The 15,567-nt window shown below is 48.3% G+C and carries 20 protein-coding genes and 1 other RNA gene; 13 read left to right on the top strand and 8 right to left on the bottom strand.

Annotated features, from left to right (window positions below; all coding sequences use genetic code 11):
- Positions 1-14: 14 nt before the first annotated feature.
- Positions 15-437, bottom strand: a complete 423-nt coding sequence (locus SHEWPOL2_RS01010; protein WP_037425119.1) for a DUF2809 domain-containing protein — start codon at positions 435-437, stop codon at positions 15-17.
- Positions 438-644: 207 nt separating this feature from the next.
- On the opposite strand from SHEWPOL2_RS01010, the gene SHEWPOL2_RS01015 reads away from it, so the two are divergent.
- The 6 genes from SHEWPOL2_RS01015 to SHEWPOL2_RS01040 are packed head-to-tail and all read left to right on the top strand — an operon-like array spanning position 645 to position 4,557.
- Positions 645-1,241 carry a cytochrome b/b6 domain-containing protein gene (locus SHEWPOL2_RS01015; protein WP_037425122.1) on the top strand — a complete coding sequence of 199 codons (597 nt, stop codon included), beginning with the start codon at positions 645-647 and terminating at the stop codon, positions 1,239-1,241.
- Positions 1,242-1,274: 33 nt separating this feature from the next.
- Positions 1,275-1,706, top strand: a complete 432-nt coding sequence (locus SHEWPOL2_RS01020) for a DUF1924 domain-containing protein (RefSeq protein ID WP_037423065.1) — start codon at positions 1,275-1,277, stop codon at positions 1,704-1,706.
- 47 nt (positions 1,707-1,753) lie between these two features.
- Positions 1,754-2,317, top strand: a complete 564-nt coding sequence (locus SHEWPOL2_RS01025; RefSeq protein ID WP_037425126.1) for a diheme cytochrome c — start codon at positions 1,754-1,756, stop codon at positions 2,315-2,317.
- Positions 2,310-2,576 carry a PepSY domain-containing protein gene (locus SHEWPOL2_RS01030; protein ID WP_037423059.1) on the top strand — a complete coding sequence of 89 codons (267 nt, stop codon included), beginning with the start codon at positions 2,310-2,312 and terminating at the stop codon, positions 2,574-2,576. Before SHEWPOL2_RS01025 ends, SHEWPOL2_RS01030 begins: the two co-directional genes overlap by 8 nt.
- Positions 2,576-3,238 (top strand): response regulator transcription factor, encoded by a 663-nt coding sequence (locus tag SHEWPOL2_RS01035; protein WP_037423056.1) that lies wholly within the window; start codon positions 2,576-2,578, stop codon positions 3,236-3,238. The genes SHEWPOL2_RS01030 and SHEWPOL2_RS01035 overlap by 1 nt, the downstream gene beginning before the upstream one ends.
- A gap of 2 nt (positions 3,239-3,240) precedes the next feature.
- Positions 3,241-4,557 (top strand): sensor histidine kinase, encoded by a 1,317-nt coding sequence (locus SHEWPOL2_RS01040; RefSeq protein WP_037425130.1) that lies wholly within the window; start codon positions 3,241-3,243, stop codon positions 4,555-4,557.
- A 37-nt stretch (positions 4,558-4,594) separates the two neighbouring features.
- Here SHEWPOL2_RS01040 and SHEWPOL2_RS01045 read toward each other — a convergent pair whose 3' ends face one another.
- The 3 genes from SHEWPOL2_RS01045 to rsmI all read right to left on the bottom strand — a co-directional run bounded on the left by SHEWPOL2_RS01045 (position 4,595) and on the right by rsmI (position 6,725).
- Complete coding sequence (locus SHEWPOL2_RS01045) at positions 4,595-5,107, bottom strand: DUF1993 domain-containing protein (RefSeq protein ID WP_037425133.1); 513 nt, start codon at positions 5,105-5,107, stop codon at positions 4,595-4,597.
- A 343-nt stretch (positions 5,108-5,450) separates the two neighbouring features.
- Positions 5,451-5,804: RNase P RNA component class A (gene rnpB / locus SHEWPOL2_RS22245), an RNA gene on the bottom strand.
- 75 nt (positions 5,805-5,879) lie between these two features.
- Positions 5,880-6,725 carry a 16S rRNA (cytidine(1402)-2'-O)-methyltransferase gene (gene rsmI / locus SHEWPOL2_RS01050; protein WP_037425136.1) on the bottom strand — a complete coding sequence of 282 codons (846 nt, stop codon included), beginning with the start codon at positions 6,723-6,725 and terminating at the stop codon, positions 5,880-5,882.
- A gap of 88 nt (positions 6,726-6,813) precedes the next feature.
- Here rsmI and SHEWPOL2_RS01055 point away from each other — a divergent pair, with 88 nt between their 5' ends.
- The 4 genes from SHEWPOL2_RS01055 to dolP all read left to right on the top strand — a co-directional run bounded on the left by SHEWPOL2_RS01055 (position 6,814) and on the right by dolP (position 10,280).
- On the top strand, positions 6,814-8,694 hold the full coding sequence (locus tag SHEWPOL2_RS01055; protein ID WP_037425139.1) for a penicillin-binding protein activator: 1,881 nt from the start codon (positions 6,814-6,816) through the stop codon (positions 8,692-8,694).
- Positions 8,691-9,017, top strand: a complete 327-nt coding sequence (locus SHEWPOL2_RS01060; RefSeq protein WP_037425142.1) for a YraN family protein — start codon at positions 8,691-8,693, stop codon at positions 9,015-9,017. Before SHEWPOL2_RS01055 ends, SHEWPOL2_RS01060 begins: the two co-directional genes overlap by 4 nt.
- A 106-nt stretch (positions 9,018-9,123) precedes the next feature.
- The gene (locus SHEWPOL2_RS01065; RefSeq protein ID WP_011070670.1) at positions 9,124-9,717 is read left to right on the top strand and encodes a phosphoheptose isomerase; all 594 of its coding nucleotides are present in this window, start codon (positions 9,124-9,126) and stop codon (positions 9,715-9,717) included.
- The gene (gene dolP, locus SHEWPOL2_RS01070; RefSeq protein WP_037424203.1) at positions 9,714-10,280 is read left to right on the top strand and encodes a division/outer membrane stress-associated lipid-binding lipoprotein; all 567 of its coding nucleotides are present in this window, start codon (positions 9,714-9,716) and stop codon (positions 10,278-10,280) included. Before SHEWPOL2_RS01065 ends, dolP begins: the two co-directional genes overlap by 4 nt.
- Before the next feature lie 18 nt (positions 10,281-10,298).
- Here dolP and SHEWPOL2_RS01075 read toward each other — a convergent pair whose 3' ends face one another.
- On the bottom strand, positions 10,299-11,222 hold the full coding sequence (locus SHEWPOL2_RS01075) for a DMT family transporter (protein ID WP_037425145.1): 924 nt from the start codon (positions 11,220-11,222) through the stop codon (positions 10,299-10,301).
- A 119-nt stretch (positions 11,223-11,341) separates the two neighbouring features.
- Here SHEWPOL2_RS01075 and SHEWPOL2_RS01080 point away from each other — a divergent pair, with 119 nt between their 5' ends.
- On the top strand, positions 11,342-12,214 hold the full coding sequence (locus SHEWPOL2_RS01080; protein ID WP_037424198.1) for a LysR substrate-binding domain-containing protein: 873 nt from the start codon (positions 11,342-11,344) through the stop codon (positions 12,212-12,214).
- Between the two features lie 98 nt (positions 12,215-12,312).
- Here SHEWPOL2_RS01080 and trpS read toward each other — a convergent pair whose 3' ends face one another.
- Genes trpS through rpe form a run of 3 tightly spaced genes read right to left on the bottom strand, consistent with a single transcriptional unit; the run spans position 12,313 to position 14,708 of the window.
- Positions 12,313-13,311, bottom strand: a complete 999-nt coding sequence (gene trpS, locus SHEWPOL2_RS01085; RefSeq protein WP_011624823.1) for a tryptophan--tRNA ligase — start codon at positions 13,309-13,311, stop codon at positions 12,313-12,315.
- Between the two features lie 36 nt (positions 13,312-13,347).
- Positions 13,348-14,031, bottom strand: a complete 684-nt coding sequence (locus SHEWPOL2_RS01090) for a phosphoglycolate phosphatase (RefSeq protein ID WP_037425184.1) — start codon at positions 14,029-14,031, stop codon at positions 13,348-13,350.
- A complete protein-coding gene (gene rpe, locus SHEWPOL2_RS01095) occupies positions 14,031-14,708 on the bottom strand; it encodes a ribulose-phosphate 3-epimerase (RefSeq protein ID WP_037424193.1) in 678 nt (225 codons plus the stop codon). The genes SHEWPOL2_RS01090 and rpe overlap by 1 nt, the downstream gene beginning before the upstream one ends.
- 262 nt (positions 14,709-14,970) lie before the next feature.
- Between rpe and SHEWPOL2_RS01100 the strand changes: the two genes are divergently transcribed.
- Both SHEWPOL2_RS01100 and SHEWPOL2_RS01105 read left to right on the top strand, forming a co-directional pair.
- Positions 14,971-15,336, top strand: a complete 366-nt coding sequence (locus SHEWPOL2_RS01100; protein ID WP_037425148.1) for a hypothetical protein — start codon at positions 14,971-14,973, stop codon at positions 15,334-15,336.
- Entirely contained in the window at positions 15,336-15,521 is a 186-nt protein-coding gene (locus SHEWPOL2_RS01105; protein WP_037424187.1) for a DUF2970 domain-containing protein, read from the top strand. Before SHEWPOL2_RS01100 ends, SHEWPOL2_RS01105 begins: the two co-directional genes overlap by 1 nt.
- Positions 15,522-15,567 lie beyond the last annotated feature (46 nt).

Here is a 15,567-nt window from a genome sequence, read left to right on the forward strand (position 1 = left end):
GTGCCTTGAAATAGCTAATTTCGCTTCCAATACAAGCCTATCAATATCAGGTATCCCACAAAGTAAGCCAGCAAATCGAGTGGATCGAAATGGCTACCAATCACGATTCGCGCCAAGCGATTACCGCCAAGACCCAACTTGTCCACTAAGCCCCAATACTGACCAAATTCGATACCGAAGGCAAACAGCAACACAGCCAGTGCCAGCCATGGCGTGTGCCAAAAGCGATTGATTGACTCCCCTTTTGCATTCACGACGGGGACTAGCGTTCGCGCCATGCAAAACAACAGGATCACCACTAATACGTCACCGACAAAACCGCGAATAAACCCCGAAGGCACAAAACGCGCAATCAAGACTTCGATAACAAACAGCAACACCGCATAAATTAAAAAAGATTTTCGATCGGGCTGACGGCTAAAAACGTTAACAGGCATAAACAGGTTGCTCCCTTACCTCTCGAAGATGAAGCGGCAAAATCTAGCTTAATACCAATACCTTAACAAGCTTAGTTCGATGGATTTCTCACTTATTTGCCCAGTTCACTCAACAGAACAGCGGGCAAGTTCACTCCGCAAAATTTAAGCGTCGTTTAAGTTTGGCTTTAGTAGCCTGCAAGCACACCACCTTAGGAGCAACAGATCATGTCCTCAAATATGCAGCAAAACATCAACGTCTGGGATCCCTTGATCCGTATCTTTCACTGGTCATTGGTGGGCTTTTTTACCTTAGCCTACCTCACCGAAGGCGAAGACGAATGGATGAACATCCACAGTTACGCCGGCTACAGCATCTTAACCCTGCTGGTATTTCGCCTGTTGTGGGGCGTGATTGGCACTCACCATGCGCGTTTTATCAACTTTGTCACCCGTCCGAACATCGCTTGGACTTACCTGAAGGAACTCTTCACGGGCAAGGCTAAGGATTACATCGGCCACAATCCCGCAGGCGCACTGATGATAGTCGCCCTAATCCTCAGCATAGGGTTCACTGGCTTCTCCGGCATGGCACTTTATGCCACCGATGGCCAAGGTCCACTGGCCACAAGCTTTTTCGCTACTTGGCCCGAGGGCACACTGAAGGAAGTACATGAGTTTTTCGCCAACTTCAGCCTGTTTCTAATAGCTACCCATATCGGCGGCGTGATTGTCAGCAGCCTGCTGCATAAGGAAAACCTCGTCAGAGCCATGCTGACAGGTAAAAAGCAGCGCCCGCTGATCCAACAAGATGAACATCAATAACCGCCGCAACTCGACCGTTCAAAGGAGTCAGAAATGAACTACGTGAATAAACACAGCATCGGACTAGCAATCACTGCGCTACTACTCAGCAGTGTTAATGCCAGTGCCGCCAATACCAAGGTCGCCAGCTTGCCACTCAGTGCCGAGCGAATTGGCTTACAACTGCAACAATATCAAGCACAAGGTGCAGGCCCCTTTAGCGCAGATGCAGGACAAGCGCTGTGGCTACAGCAGAGTGAGGATCGCAGCTGTGCCAGCTGTCACACCGCCAAAGTGACAGACCCAGGTATGCATCAAAATACCCGAAAACCCATTGAGGCCATGGCACCATCGCTCACCAGTAACCGTTTAACCGATGCGGCCAAGATTGAGAAATGGTTTAACCGCAACTGTAACTGGACCTTTAAACGCGAGTGCACGCCTCAAGAAAAAGGAGACGTACTGCTGTGGCTAAGTTTGCAATAAAGGCGTTATCCACATCCATTTTAGTAAGCAAAACGTAAGGAAATACCATGACTAAACAAGCCCATCCCCTAAGCTGGATTGCTGGCTACACACTGACTGTCCTCGCCCTGGCGATAGGCGTCGTAGGGCTCAGCTTAACCTTTACCAGCACAGGTTATGCCGACGATGGTCGCGAGCTGAATCAAGCCATCCCACAAAATGCAGAGTATTCGGCAGAATGTGGCAGCTGCCATATGGCGTATCCCGCAAATTTACTGCCCGCAGACAAGTGGCAGGCAATTACCAACAACCTAAACAATCACTTTGGTGATGATGCCAGCCTGACGCCTGAAGCAACGGCGAGAATTGAGCAATATCTCGTTCAACATGCCGCGCAAAATGGTAAGGTGATGAAAAATAGCAAACCTTTAATTGCTGATATGGGGCCACAAAAAATTACCGAGCAGGCATTTTTTATCCGTAAGCACGATGAGATCCCAAGGCGCATGGTGCAAGATAACCCCAAAGTCGGCTCATTCAGCCAATGTAGCAATTGCCACAACCTCGCAGAGAAGGGCATATTCGATGAAGATACCGTTAATATTCCTGGCTTTGGCCGCTGGGATGATTAACAGCCCAAGCTGTCTAGCCCATGATGACGACCTCTCTAACAAAGTGGTCGAATGGGTGAAGGAGGGTAAAGTATTACCCTTCGACACCATCATGCAACGCTATGAATCACGGTTAAAGGGACGTTTGCTCGACCTTGAAGTCGAGCAAAAACACGGCCGCATCATCTATGAACTCGAAATCCTGCGCGACGATGGCATTGTCTATGAGATTAAGATTGATGCCAAAACGGGTGAATGGCTTAAGGAAAAGGTCGACTAATGCGCTTACTCTTGATTGAAGATGATGCCGACTTAGTAGCTCGCCTCATTCCCGCCCTTAACAAGGCGGGCTACACCGTTGAACATGCCAATAACGGCATCGATGGCGCCTTTCTCGGTGAGGAAGAAGCCTTCGAAGCGGTGATCCTCGATTTAGGCTTGCCCGGTAAGCCGGGTTTAAGTGTGCTGAGCCAATGGCGCCAAAAGGGCCTGCTGATGCCAGTGTTAATTCTTACGGCACGCGATGCTTGGCACGAACGCGTCGATGGCCTTAAGGCCGGCGCCGACGATTATCTCGGTAAACCTTTCCATGTTGAGGAGCTGCTCGCCAGATTAGAAGCGCTGATCCGCCGACACTTTGGCCGCGCCGATAATCTGCTGCAACATGCTGGCGTCTCTCTCGATGTGGATAAACAAGCAGTGACCAATGCCGAAGGGGAAGTTATCGAGCTCACTAAGATTGAGTATCGCCTGTTGCATTATTTAATGGCCAACCCGACTAAGATTGTGTCCAAATCCGAGCTGAGCGAGCGCATTTACGAAGAGGAACAAATCAAAGACAGCAATGTAATTGAAGTGTACGTCAACCGACTCCGCCAACGCTTAGGCAAAGATTATATCGAGACGCGGCGCGGCCAAGGTTATCGACTCAAGGATGCATAAGCGTGTATTCACTCAAAGCCTATCTCACTAGAAACCTGCTTATCACCCTCACCTGCGCCATGGCGCTATTACTGTATTTGCTATTTCAAGGCATTCAAATCTTAACCCAAGACTTTGTCGCCTCGCGCCTGCAACACGATGCCGATAGCCTGATCTCCGCCCTCGAACCGCAAGCCGATGGCACTTGGTCACTGAGTGCCGACAGGCTCCCCAATGTGTATCACAGGGTCAATTCTGGCCACTACTTTGCGATTAACATCGGTGAGCAGTTATTACGTTCCCGCTCGCTGTTTGATCATGCCGTTTCACTCCCCAATCTTAACGTTGGAGAACAACAACAGGCCACTCAATACGTGGGCCAAGAACACTGGCTGATGCTCAGTCAGACAATCGTCAAGAATGGGCAAACCATCACCCTCTGGGTGACCGAAGACATTAGCTCGCTCGAGCAAACCCAATTACGCTTTTTAGGCTTTGCCGCGGTTGTGGTGCTGCTAACCATTATGATCCTGCTATTTGCCCAACATCTGTTGCTCAAGCGGGGCTTTAAACCGCTAGAGCAAATGCCAGATGCCATCAGGCAACTGCGGCTCCAGGGACAAGAAATCGATACCCAGCACACGCCAACAGAAATTAGCCCTTTGATTGAGGAAATCGAACGCCTCATGAATCAACTGGGGCAAAGGGTACAACGCTCACGCAATGCCTTGGGTAATCTTGCCCACGAAATGAAACGCCCTCTGCAAGGGCTACAATCCTACCTCGATAGCCTAGCGCCAGAGCAAAGACGCGAAGGCAGCAAGGTGCTCGCAGATCTGCACCATATTATTGAGCGAGAGCTTAAGCGCACTAAAATCGTCGGGCTCTCCACTCCGGGGCGTTTCACCGTGCTCAATGACGATCTGCCGCCACTCATCCAAGTGATGCAGCGCATTTATCCAGAGCGCAAAATTGATTATCGGCTTGATAAAGCACTGGTGATTCCCTTTGACCGGGACGACTTACTGGAACTGCTTGGCAATCTGCTCGATAACGCCTGCAAGCATGCGCGTCGACAGATACAGCTTTGTATTGAACAGACAAATACCAGCAATCGAGCGTATCTGATTGAGGTCAGCGACGATGGCGAAGGCGTATCGGATACTAATTTAGAGGTGATTACTGAGCGAGGAATTCGGCTCGATGAGAGCATTCAAGGCCATGGTTTAGGTCTGTCGATTTGCAAAGATATTGTCGAGAGTTATCAGGGAGAACTTAGCTTTACGCATTCAACACTTGGCGGGTTAAAAGTTAGCGTGATATTACCTCAGCCGCATTAAACGCACAGCAAAGCAAATGCTCGCTGTGCGATGGGAATTACGACTTATAAGGCATAGGGCCGAGATAATCTTTCTTACCCACATCCACACCGTTATGGCGCAAAATCGCATAAGCCGTCGTCACATGGAAATATAAGTTCGGGATAGCATGTTCAATCGCAAACTCATATCCCGTTAAATACTTACCTTCCCAACGTGGTTGAGAGACGTGAATTGTTGACGCATCGGCAAAATCTGCCTCGGTAAATTGAGCTAAGTACTCGATAACAGAAGCAATACGCGCTTGCAACTCTGGCAGAGTCGTTTCAGTATCATCATGCTTAGGTACGGTATCTAAATTCCCCGTGAGACGCGCGACCCCTATCTTGGCGGTATCACAGGCAATCTGGATCTGACGGATCAGGTTAAATTGATCGGGTGCTAAGCGGGAATTCAATAATACCGCCATATCCACCTTCTTCAAGTTGGCAAAAATCTCACCCTTTTCCAGAATAAGACTCAAGTTTTTCAGCATCTTGCTAAATTGAACAGCCGTTAAATCATAAAGCATGACATAAACTCCTGTGATAAACGCCACCAGATTGCAGCACTAGAGACTATATTGGGGCAAAAGGGATGATTTCAACAGAGTTAAAATTTCAGCTTTGCTAGGGCGTGTTGACGTTTCGAGATTAAATTTTGTTCGTTCTGGCAAGCTCGTGCTCGCGAAACGAGGAATGATGTGTAGTTATTCTACTCAAATGACGAGCGGCTCTTATGACAGAAAGTAACATAAAAACAATTTCTTAGCATTTATCCAGAAGCTTAACTATCAATCTTCTTTATGCATCAATTAATCGTATTGCCTGAAAAATAAAAGGCCTCGCATTGCTGCGAGGCCTTTTACTTTAAAGAGGTTGAGTTGGCCGATAAGCCGGGTCCTGTCGTGGACAGTCATTCATCTAGGCCTGCAATCGCTCACAGGCTCAAGCGACCTACCCGGTTCCAACGCGAGCCACGCCATACGGAACCCTATTTGGTCTTGCTTCGGGTGGAGTTTACCTTGCTACGGACTATTGCTAGCCGCACGGTGCGCTCTTACCGCACCCTTTCACCCTTACCACCTTAGCCGAGGCTATGATGGCGGTCTCCTCTCTGTTGCACTTGTCGTCGGTTCACACCGCCCAGGCGTTACCTGGCACCCCGCTCTTTGAAGCCCGGACTTTCCTCCCCGTTCTTGCGAACGCGGCGACTGTCTGGCCAACTCGGCGCGGATTATAGCCTAAGCAATCTGCGCGTACCACTGTTAATCCAGCTGGTGTGCTCCTATCGGTTAGATTTGCTTATAAATCAGACTCTAAACCGAACTTATACAGAGCATTCTTTTTAAGACCGTGAATTTGCGCGGCAATGGCAGCGGCCTTTTTAAGCGGCAATTCTTCACAGAGTAACTTGAGTGTGTTGATGGCAACGGTTGGGATAGCTTCATCATCCTCGGCCGCGCGGTGACCGTGCACCATCAGCACTATCTCGCCTTTTTGCTGGTTAAGATCGCTGCTGACGGTAGCCAATACCTCAGCCACTGGGCCGCTAAGGAAGGTCTCGAAGGTTTTAGTCACTTCACGCGCCATCACCACTTGCCGCTCGCCGCCTAACACTTCAACCATAGTCGTTAGGCTATGTTCGATACGGTGGGGAGATTCATAAAAAATCAGCGTGCGCGGATCTTCCTTAAGTTCAAGCAACTTATCGGCGCGAGCTTTTTCTTTCGAAGGTAAAAAGCCTTCAAAGGAAAAACGATCCGACGGCAAACCTGAGGCACTTAACGCCGTAATCGCCGCACAGGGGCCAGGCAGGGGGATCACCTTAAACCCAGATTGGCGCACATGGGAGACCAAGTGATAGCCGGGGTCTGATATCAGCGGCGTGCCCGCATCGGAAATTAGCGCAATCGACTGCCCTGCGGCTAGCTGATCCACAATCCACTGGGCGCGAGCACGCTCATTATGGTCGTGCAGTGCGATGGTTTTAGTTGAAATGCCAAAATGACTCAATAACTTGCCGCTATGGCGGGTGTCTTCACAGGCAATTAATGCAACCTGGCTGAGCACGTCAATAGCACGTGGGCTCATGTCCCCCAAATTACCAATAGGAGTGGGAACGATGTAGAGTGCGACGCTTTGGTCCATATATACCTCTGTAATGACAGTGCCAAGACTTTCGTCAAGCGCAAGAGAAGGTTAAACTAGAGGCAGCATCTTACCAGAGTGAAGCCCAGTGTTAAAAAGCCTGAATACAACTAAGTTAGTTTCCGTGGCCATTTTATCCGCAGTATTGGCGGGTTGCGGCAGTCAAGCGCCCAGCAGCTCTACCAGTACAGCGCCCACCGTGGCCACCTCATTAGCCTCTGCTCCATTGGCGCCAAATGTGTATTTAGCACAGGCCGCTAATAGCAAAGATCCTCAGCAACGTGATACTTACCTGCTGCTGGCGGCACATGCGCATATTAATGCGAACGACTATGCGGCGGCGCAAAAGCTGCTCAAGTCGATGCTGCCAAGCCTGACTCAGGTCCCGACGCTAGTGGCTGAACATAAATACCTGACTGCGCGGGTGCTAGAGCATACATCGACGCCGCTTGATGCTCTGAAAACGCTAACTTACCCAAGCACTTGGGTATTACCCGGCTGGCAAATGGCAGCCTATCATCAATTAAGAGCGCATTTATTCCAACAGAATAAACAGCCTATCGAACAGGTGCGCGAATTAAGTTTATTGACCACCTATTTACCTCCCGCCGAGGCGAATGAAGTCAATAATCAGATCTGGCAAGTGTTGCAACCGATGCACGAGCAAACCTTGCTCGCATTCACCAAAGATGCCAAAAGCCCTGTTTTTGCAGGTTGGTTACAACTGGCGTATATCGCTAAGCATTATGCGGTCGATCCCAACCAACTGGTCCGTTATTTAGGCGACTGGCAAAAACAAAACCCTTATCATCCTGCGGCGGCGAAGTTGCCTGCGGATTTAGATCAAGCGTTAAACGCCAAACCTTATACCCCAAAAAATATCGCTGTACTCTTGCCGCTCACAGGCCAGCGCGCCACTGCCGCCAATGCGATTCGCCAAGGCATTTTGGCCAGTTATTTAGCCAAACCGAATGAGCAAGTCTCGGTGAATTTTTACGATACCGCTAACGATGCCGTTTCCGCCTATCAGCAAGCGGTAAATGCAGGCGCTGAGTTTATTATTGGCCCGCTACTGCCAAATGAAATCGATCAATTATTGGCATTAAACACTGGTACTGCGGCAACCAACACCACTGGCACGCCAGCAACACCTGTTGCGGCAAGCGCGCCGATCCCGCAACTGTTTTTAAATCAAACAGACAAGTTTGTCGCTGATGCTAATAAGTTTTACTTTGCATTATCGCCAGCACAAGAAGCAGCCGATGCTGCAATACGCATGTATCAAGATGGCGTAACTATGCCGCTGCTACTCGCCAGCAACGATGCTATCGGCAAACGTATGGCCGAGAGCTTTATTCAAGCCTGGAAAAAGAAAAGCGATACGCCCATCGAAGTCTATTACTACGACAGTGGCGATAAGATGAAAACCACGGTGCAAGATGCGCTCGGCGTTCGCGATAGCCAAGCCCGTATTGCGCGCATCAAGGAACTACTGGGCAATTCAGTACAGGCCGATTTTCGCTCGCGCCAAGATATAGATGCCATCTATATGATCTCGACGCCGCAGGAGTTAACCCTGCTCAAGGCCTTTATCGATGTCACCTTTAGCGTCTTTACTCAGCCCGTGCCGTTGTACACCTCGAGCCGTAGCCGTATCGATAATGAATCGAGCCAAACTGCACAGGATTTAAATAACCTCACTCTCAGTGACGCACCTTGGTTGATGCAAAATGGCGAAGAAAACCTGATGGTTAATACCTTATGGCCCGGCTGGAACAACGGCCAAAAACGCTTATTTGTGATGGGTTATGATGCGATGGATTTGATCAGCAAACTCGCACAAATGCGCTCATTTACCGGTTACCAGTTCAATGGTCGTAGCGGCGTGTTATCGGTCAATCCCGATGGCGTAATTAACCGCCAATTAAGCTGGGGACGCTATCAAAGAGGCAGTTTCCGCCAACTATGACACTCGGACAGCAGGCAGAGTCGCTCGCCCAAGGTTACCTTGAACAACAAGGTTTGACCTTTGTTGAGCGTAATGTCCGCTATCCCTTTGGTGAAATAGACTTAATCATGCGCCACAAAAAATACTGGGTATTTGTTGAAGTAAAATACCGCTCAGCAAATCAATTTGGCGGCGCAATACAAGCACTTAGCAAAGCACAAATCGGCAGGATCCGCATGGCGGCCAGCCATTATTTACAGAGCCATAAATTGGATGTACCCTGCCGATTCGACGTTGTCGCCATCGAAGATACGCAGATCCAATGGCTGGTCGATGCCTTTTAAACGAGGCTCTCGACTCAGCTAATCGAATAATTTTTAACGCTTATGCCTCAACTCCACCGTGGAAATATGGCATCATAGCCACACTTTATCCTGAAAGGATGTATCCATGTTAGAACGCATTAAAGACAGCTTTACTGAATCTATCCAGACTAAAATCGATGCAGCCGAAGCACTGCCAGAATCCATCGCCAAAGCGGCGGAGATGATGGTGCAATGTCTTTTGGGTGGCAATAAAATTCTTGCCTGCGGTAACGGTGGTAGTGCCGGTGATGCTCAGCACTTCTCGGCCGAGCTATTAAACCGCTACGAGATTGAACGTCCACCACTGCCAGCCATTGCCCTGTCGACAGACACATCGACTATCACGGCAATTGCTAACGATTACAGCTACGATGAGATTTTCTCAAAGCAAATCTTAGCCTTAGGTCAGCCTGGCGACATCCTGTTAGCCATTTCCACCAGCGGTAACTCTGGTAACGTGATTAAAGCGATGGAAGCGGCACTGAGTCGCGATATGACTATCGTAGCCTTAACCGGTAAAGACGGCGGCGCGATGGCGGGATTACTCAGCGTGGGTGACGTCGAAATTCGCGTTCCTTCGAACGTGACGGCACGTATTCAAGAAGTGCACTTACTGGTGATCCATTGCCTGTGTGACAATATCGACCGCACACTCTTCCCACAGGACGAACAGCAATGAGATATGCTGCCCCACTGTTAATGGTTTGCATGCTACTGCAAGGTTGCGCCGGTGCCGTTATGGTGGGCGCAGTCAGCGGCGCCATGATGGCCAACGATGAGCGTTCGGTAAAAACGCAGCTCGATGATACTAATACTGATTTTAAGATCACCAGTGCGCTACTTGAGCATGAAGATCTTAAGAAACAAACCAATATCACGGGTGTATCGGTAAACGGTAATGTGCTGATGATAGGCCAAGCCCCCAACTCGATGTTGAGGGATAAAGCGGTTAAGGTCGTACAAGACCTTAAGCTGGGCGGTAAAATCCACAACCAGATCCGCATCGGTAATCCAACGTCTTTCACGACTCGCAGTAACGACACTTGGGTAACAACCAAAGTGAAGGGACGGATGCTCAACGAGAAAGAATTGGATGTGACCCGAATTAAAGTGATCACTGAAAACGGTGAAGTCTTCCTGCTAGGGCTGATCCACCGCTCACAGGCAGAGCTTGCTGTTGACATTGCCCGTCATACTGCTGGTGTACGCAAAGTCGTTAAGGTTTTCGAATATATCGAATAACCGATTGAGCCTAAACACTTAAAGTTTAGGCTCGCCTTTTACCGCGGTATCAATTCCTAAAGACTTCACCTGTATGTTATCCATCATCTTGGGTGACTTCTCCACCAACGCTCCTATCCAAGGTAAAAACAGCGAAGGCAGCACAATCAAAGCGGCACCCAGCCAACTTAAGCTATCCAGCCATTCATCAAACAGCAGCCAGCCTAATAAGACGATAAATAACAAACCAGTATATTCGGCAATCGCAATATCACTCGCCTGCGCTTTACGGTAAGCCAGTACACATAACCAATGATAAATCAGTAAAAAGGCATTACTAAGTAGTGCAACCGCGAGCAATTCCCAGCTCAGTCCCTCCAGCCCCTGAAAGGCCGCAATGACTAAGGTCGCGGGGATTCCCAGCAAGTTATAGAGCATTAAGGTTAATACCGGATGCTCAGTATTAGGCACTTTTTTAAGCATCAACTGATTGATAGCAAAAGTAAATGCTGAAAATAACACCGCTAATCCAAACCAGTTCATCTCGCTCGGCCTGAGGATAATTAAGATCCCCACAAAGCCTAACAGTGTGCATATCACCTGCCCTGTGGTAATCCGCTCCTTTAAAAACCAGTATCCCATCAAAATAATCATCAGGGGGGCAGAATAAAACAGGGAACTGACTGTGGCTAAAGGCAATGCCATCAATCCAATAATTAAAAAAAGCGCGCCAACCGAGCCTATGTTGGCACGCCAAAGGTGAACCGAAATATATTCCGTCTGCGGTCGCTGCGAGTACAACCAAATCGGGGTTAACATGAGTACTGAAGTGATTTGTCTCACGAGTAGAAAAGTGGCTGCATTAGCATCTTCTGGCAACCATTTGATCGATACATCGTAAAAAGCACTAAATAGATTACCCACTATCAATAAAATCAAACCGATAACAACAGGGCGCTGCATTTTAACTATCCGTAAATCTCAATGCTGGCATGATAATCCCCGCAAAACTTAAGCTGAAATGATGCTTTCTCATGCTAGATGAATTAAATTCATACTAAATCGTTTAGACTTTGAAAATCATGAGAAAGCTTCCACCCTTACGTGCGCTGCAAGTATTTGAAACTGCCGCGAGGCAACAACATTTTTCCAAGGCTGCCGCCGAGCTTTGCATTACCCAAAGCGCGGTTTCACACCAAGTGCGTGTATTGGAGGAGTACTTTGGTGAACAACTTTTTGATCGTCAGGGACGTAAACTACAGCTCACGCCCAAAGGCCAGAGCTTATTTATTGAGTTAGAAAGAATTTTTAATGAGTTAAGCGATCTTAATCTCAAAATCCGCGACACCCCAAATCAACAACTCTGTTTGGCGGTATACAGCTCATTTGCGGTGAAATGGTTGATCCCAAGGTTAGCGGATTTTCGGCGCCAATATCCCAGCGTTAAAATTCGCCTCGAGATGATCACTCAAGACCCCGATCTCAGCACCAGCACGGCCGATATCTTTATAGCAGGCAAACTCAATCAACGGGGTTATTGGCAACAATTACTGCACAAGGAACGCCTGATCCCCGTATGTAGCCCTAGCCTTTATCCTAAATGGCGCGAGATTAACTTGGGCAATTTTCAGCAACAAGCATTACTGATTGTGGATGAAGGCCCACTTGGACTCGATTGGCATAAGTGGTCATCGGCCCATAAAATCCCCCTGAATAACGAACAACAGCATATTTTTAGCCACATAGTGATGGCAATTGAGGCGGCGATTGCCGGACAAGGTATCGCCCTCGCCCCTGATTTTATGGTGGCCGGTGATATCAGTACTGGACGACTGGTAGCGGTAAATCTACCCGATGTTCATACGGGTTTTGAATTTTGTTTTTTATGCAAACAGCGACGCCTAAATGAACCCGCCATTGCAGCCTTTGCATCTTGGTTAAAATCGCAGGCCTAAACGCTTAGCTACAGCCCAATAAATAACAGACATAAAAAAGCCGACCTAGGAATAGGTCGGCTTAATAACGTGTTGTGTAATGCGCTTTTTAGGGCAAATTACACCAATAAACCAATCTTCTCGTACACCTTTTTCAGCGTCACTTCGGCGCGAGCCTGGGCATTTTCAGCACCCGCTTTCATCACTTGATCAAGGTAAGCACGGTCGGCACGCAGCGCACGGTAACGCTCTTGTAGCGGCTCTAACATGCCCACTACCGCCTCACCTGCGGCACCTTTTAAATGACCATACATCTTACCTTCAAACTCGGCTTCGAGGCTGGCAATGCTTTGACCTGTAATACCCGACATTAAGCTCAACAGGTTAGATACACCAGGCTTGTTTTCCATATCGAAACGCACGACTGGCGGCTCATCACTGTCGGTCATGGCTTTTTTCAGCTTTTTCATGACCGCTTTAGGATCTTCAAGCAAACCAATTACGTTGTTACGGTTGTCGTCCGACTTAGACATCTTCTTCAGCGGATCCTGAAGCGACATCACCTTAGCGCCATGCTCAGGAATAAAAGGCTCAGGAATGGTAAATGTCTCGCCGTAAGCGTTGTTAAAGCGAGTGGCGATATCACGTGTTAACTCAAGATGTTGCTTCTGATCTTGACCAACTGGAATTTCATTCGCTTGATACAGCAGAATATCCGCCGCCATCAGTACAGGATAACCAAACAGACCGACGTTAATATTGTTGGCGTGCTTTTGTGACTTATCCTTAAACTGCGTCATACGGCTCAGCTCACCCATTTGGGTATAGCAATTTAACGCCCAACCCAGCTGAGTGTGCTGCGGCACTTGAGATTGGATAAATACCGTGCTCTTTTTAGGGTCGACGCCGCAGGCTAAATACAGTGCAAGTGTATCTAAGCAGGCTTCACGCAATGCTTGAGGGTCTTGGCGCACGGTAATGGCATGCAAGTCCACCACGCAATAAAGGCAGTCGTGGCTATCTTGCATGGCAACCCATTGACGCAATGCACCCATGTAGTTACCTATGGTTAATTCGCCGGACGGCTGTGCACCGCTGAGTACTATGGGTTTGGTCATTACGTCATTGCTCCAAATAAAGATAAAAAGATTCGATTAAACTGCCTGGCCGACATTTAGCCAGCTAAGGATCTCGGCAAACTGCTCGCACACCGCGTCAGGGCCAGTGAGCCCAATATCTTCACCGTAGTTGTAGCCATAGGTCAAGCCGATTGATGCAACACCTGCTGCTTTCGCCGCTAAAATGTCATTTTTAGAATCGCCTACCATCAACAACTCACTTTTATCGAGTTGCCATTGCGCTAATAAATGCTCTAGCGGTAATGGATCCGGCTTCATCTTCGCCAGCGAATCGCCGCCAAGCACTAAGCTAAAGAAATCATTAATCTTAAAGGCCTCAAGCAGCGGCAAAGTAAAGCGGTAGGGTTTGTTTGTCACCACTGCCAGCTTAAATCCAGCGTCAAACAGAGTTTGTAGCACTTGGTGCACATCGGCATAAAGTGCACTGTGCTTCTCAAGATTTTCTTGATAGTGATGCATAAAAATCGGCATAGCCGCATCTAATGCCGTTTGCTCAACGTCTGCGCCTAAAGCGTGGCTCATGGCACGGCGCATAAGCATTTCAGCCCCATTACCCACCCAAGTTCTCACCTGTGCCTCGGTACACGTTGCCAAACCTAACTCGGCGAGTGCCGCCTGTGTCGCGACCGCAAGATCGGGCACACTGTCAATCAGTGTGCCGTCGAGATCAAAGGCAATCGCCTTAATCTGTTTCCGCATCATTTGGCCTCAACTTTTGCTAACTCGGCACGCATTTCATCGACAACGGCTTTATAGTCTGGTTGACTAAAAATAGCCGACCCAGCGACAAACATATCGGCACCTGCGGCAGCAATTTCGGCAATGTTATCCACTTTTACGCCACCATCGACCTCTAAGCGAATATCAAAACCGCTCGCATCGATACGCTCACGCACTTGGCGTAATTTATCTAAGGTCGAAGGAATAAAGGATTGGCCACCAAAGCCTGGGTTGACCGACATCAGCAGGATCACATCTAACTTATCCATCACATGGTCAAGATAATGCAGCGGTGTTGCAGGGTTAAACACTAAACCTGCCTTACAACCGGACTCTTTAATCAGTTGCAAAGTACGGTCGATATGCTCAGAGGCTTCGGGATGGAAAGTAATAATAGAAGCGCCAGCCTTAGCAAAATCAGGCACGATGCGATCAACAGGCTTAACCATTAAATGCACGTCGATCTCCGCCGTAATGCCATAGTCGCGTAACGCTTTACACACCATAGGACCAATGGTTAAGTTCGGCACATAGTGGTTATCCATCACATCAAAATGCACTACGTCAGCCCCTGCATCTAACACGGCTTTAACGTCATCCCCTAAACGGGCGAAATCGGCGGATAAAATCGATGGAGCAATTAAAAATGGGCGCATAGGACACTCGCTGCTATTGAACAAAAAGTGCCTTATTTTACCCTTAGCTAGACCATGCCTCTATAGCAAATGCCACATTTATCGCGATTGAGGCCAGATGGAAGCTCAATTCCAGTACTCACAACCTACGGTAAGTCCAAGGAGAAGCTGAAGCGTTAGAAAGATTTTAGTGAAGATTGATAAATTATTGTTCATAAACTAAGCGAGTTTGTTATACTCGGGCAGCTAGCGTGGATCATTTAATGATTTCAAGGGAAGTATCATGAAAGGGCGGTTAACACAGTTTTCACACATTTTAGGCTCGGTGACATTTAAGTCGTCGATGATGTTGGCATTTACCGCAGTGGTAGTCGCCTCCTTAGCCTTTGGTGTCGAAAAACTGACCGCAGGTAACGATACCTCCGCCTGCGCTTGCAGTAGTGATACTCGTTACAACAATAGCTTACCTAGCAGCCATCCGAATAACCGTTGTGCTGAACAGGCGCAAACTTTAAGTTGGAAGACCTGGCTTACTGGCAAAAATCGCTCTAGCCAGTTCCATTTTGTCGACTTGCTTGAACTGCTCCATGGTCATCAAGATAAACCTATCGATGACATGAAACCTGCCAATTCACAACAGTCCTATTGATGCTAAGCCGGATCTGGCAAGTCTTTCACAGTACGATAGCCGCCTTCTTTGGGGTGCAGTCAGATAAAAATCGCCAAAAAGACTTCCAGACCAATTCACCATTACCGTACATTTTGATGGGAATCGTGTTAGCGATAGCATTAGTTGCAAGCCTTATTTTGCTGGTTAGCCAAGTCGTTAGCTAACTCGCGCGAGATCAACAATCTGCTAGACCAAAGTAATCAACTAGAC

It is taken from the genome of Shewanella sp. POL2, from assembly GCF_000282755.1.
GTDB lineage: Bacteria > Pseudomonadota > Gammaproteobacteria > Enterobacterales > Shewanellaceae > Shewanella > Shewanella xiamenensis.

Bases quoted from the DNA above. Each gene is read 5' to 3' on its own strand.
- SHEWPOL2_RS01010 (WP_037425119.1), bottom strand. From the start codon at position 437: ATGCCTGTTAACGTTTTTAGCCGTCAGCCCGATCGAAAATCTTTTTTA.
- SHEWPOL2_RS01030 (WP_037423059.1), top strand. From the start codon at position 2,310: ATGATTAACAGCCCAAGCTGTCTAGCCCATGATGACGACCTCTCTAAC.
- SHEWPOL2_RS01045 (WP_037425133.1), bottom strand. From the start codon at position 5,107: ATGCTTTATGATTTAACGGCTGTTCAATTTAGCAAGATGCTGAAAAAC.
- SHEWPOL2_RS01080 (WP_037424198.1), top strand. From the start codon at position 11,342: ATGAGAAAGCTTCCACCCTTACGTGCGCTGCAAGTATTTGAAACTGCC.
- SHEWPOL2_RS01020 (WP_037423065.1), top strand. From the start codon at position 1,275: ATGAACTACGTGAATAAACACAGCATCGGACTAGCAATCACTGCGCTA.
- SHEWPOL2_RS01015 (WP_037425122.1), top strand. From the start codon at position 645: ATGTCCTCAAATATGCAGCAAAACATCAACGTCTGGGATCCCTTGATC.
- SHEWPOL2_RS01105 (WP_037424187.1), top strand. From the start codon at position 15,336: ATGCTAAGCCGGATCTGGCAAGTCTTTCACAGTACGATAGCCGCCTTC.
- dolP (WP_037424203.1), top strand. From the start codon at position 9,714: ATGAGATATGCTGCCCCACTGTTAATGGTTTGCATGCTACTGCAAGGT.
- SHEWPOL2_RS01065 (WP_011070670.1), top strand. From the start codon at position 9,124: ATGTTAGAACGCATTAAAGACAGCTTTACTGAATCTATCCAGACTAAA.
- rpe (WP_037424193.1), bottom strand. From the start codon at position 14,708: ATGCGCCCATTTTTAATTGCTCCATCGATTTTATCCGCCGATTTCGCC.
- SHEWPOL2_RS01090 (WP_037425184.1), bottom strand. From the start codon at position 14,031: ATGCGGAAACAGATTAAGGCGATTGCCTTTGATCTCGACGGCACACTG.
- rsmI (WP_037425136.1), bottom strand. From the start codon at position 6,725: ATGGACCAAAGCGTCGCACTCTACATCGTTCCCACTCCTATTGGTAAT.
- SHEWPOL2_RS01025 (WP_037425126.1), top strand. From the start codon at position 1,754: ATGACTAAACAAGCCCATCCCCTAAGCTGGATTGCTGGCTACACACTG.
- SHEWPOL2_RS01035 (WP_037423056.1), top strand. From the start codon at position 2,576: ATGCGCTTACTCTTGATTGAAGATGATGCCGACTTAGTAGCTCGCCTC.
- trpS (WP_011624823.1), bottom strand. From the start codon at position 13,311: ATGACCAAACCCATAGTACTCAGCGGTGCACAGCCGTCCGGCGAATTA.
- SHEWPOL2_RS01075 (WP_037425145.1), bottom strand. From the start codon at position 11,222: ATGCAGCGCCCTGTTGTTATCGGTTTGATTTTATTGATAGTGGGTAAT.
- SHEWPOL2_RS01060 (WP_037425142.1), top strand. From the start codon at position 8,691: ATGACACTCGGACAGCAGGCAGAGTCGCTCGCCCAAGGTTACCTTGAA.
- SHEWPOL2_RS01100 (WP_037425148.1), top strand. From the start codon at position 14,971: ATGAAAGGGCGGTTAACACAGTTTTCACACATTTTAGGCTCGGTGACA.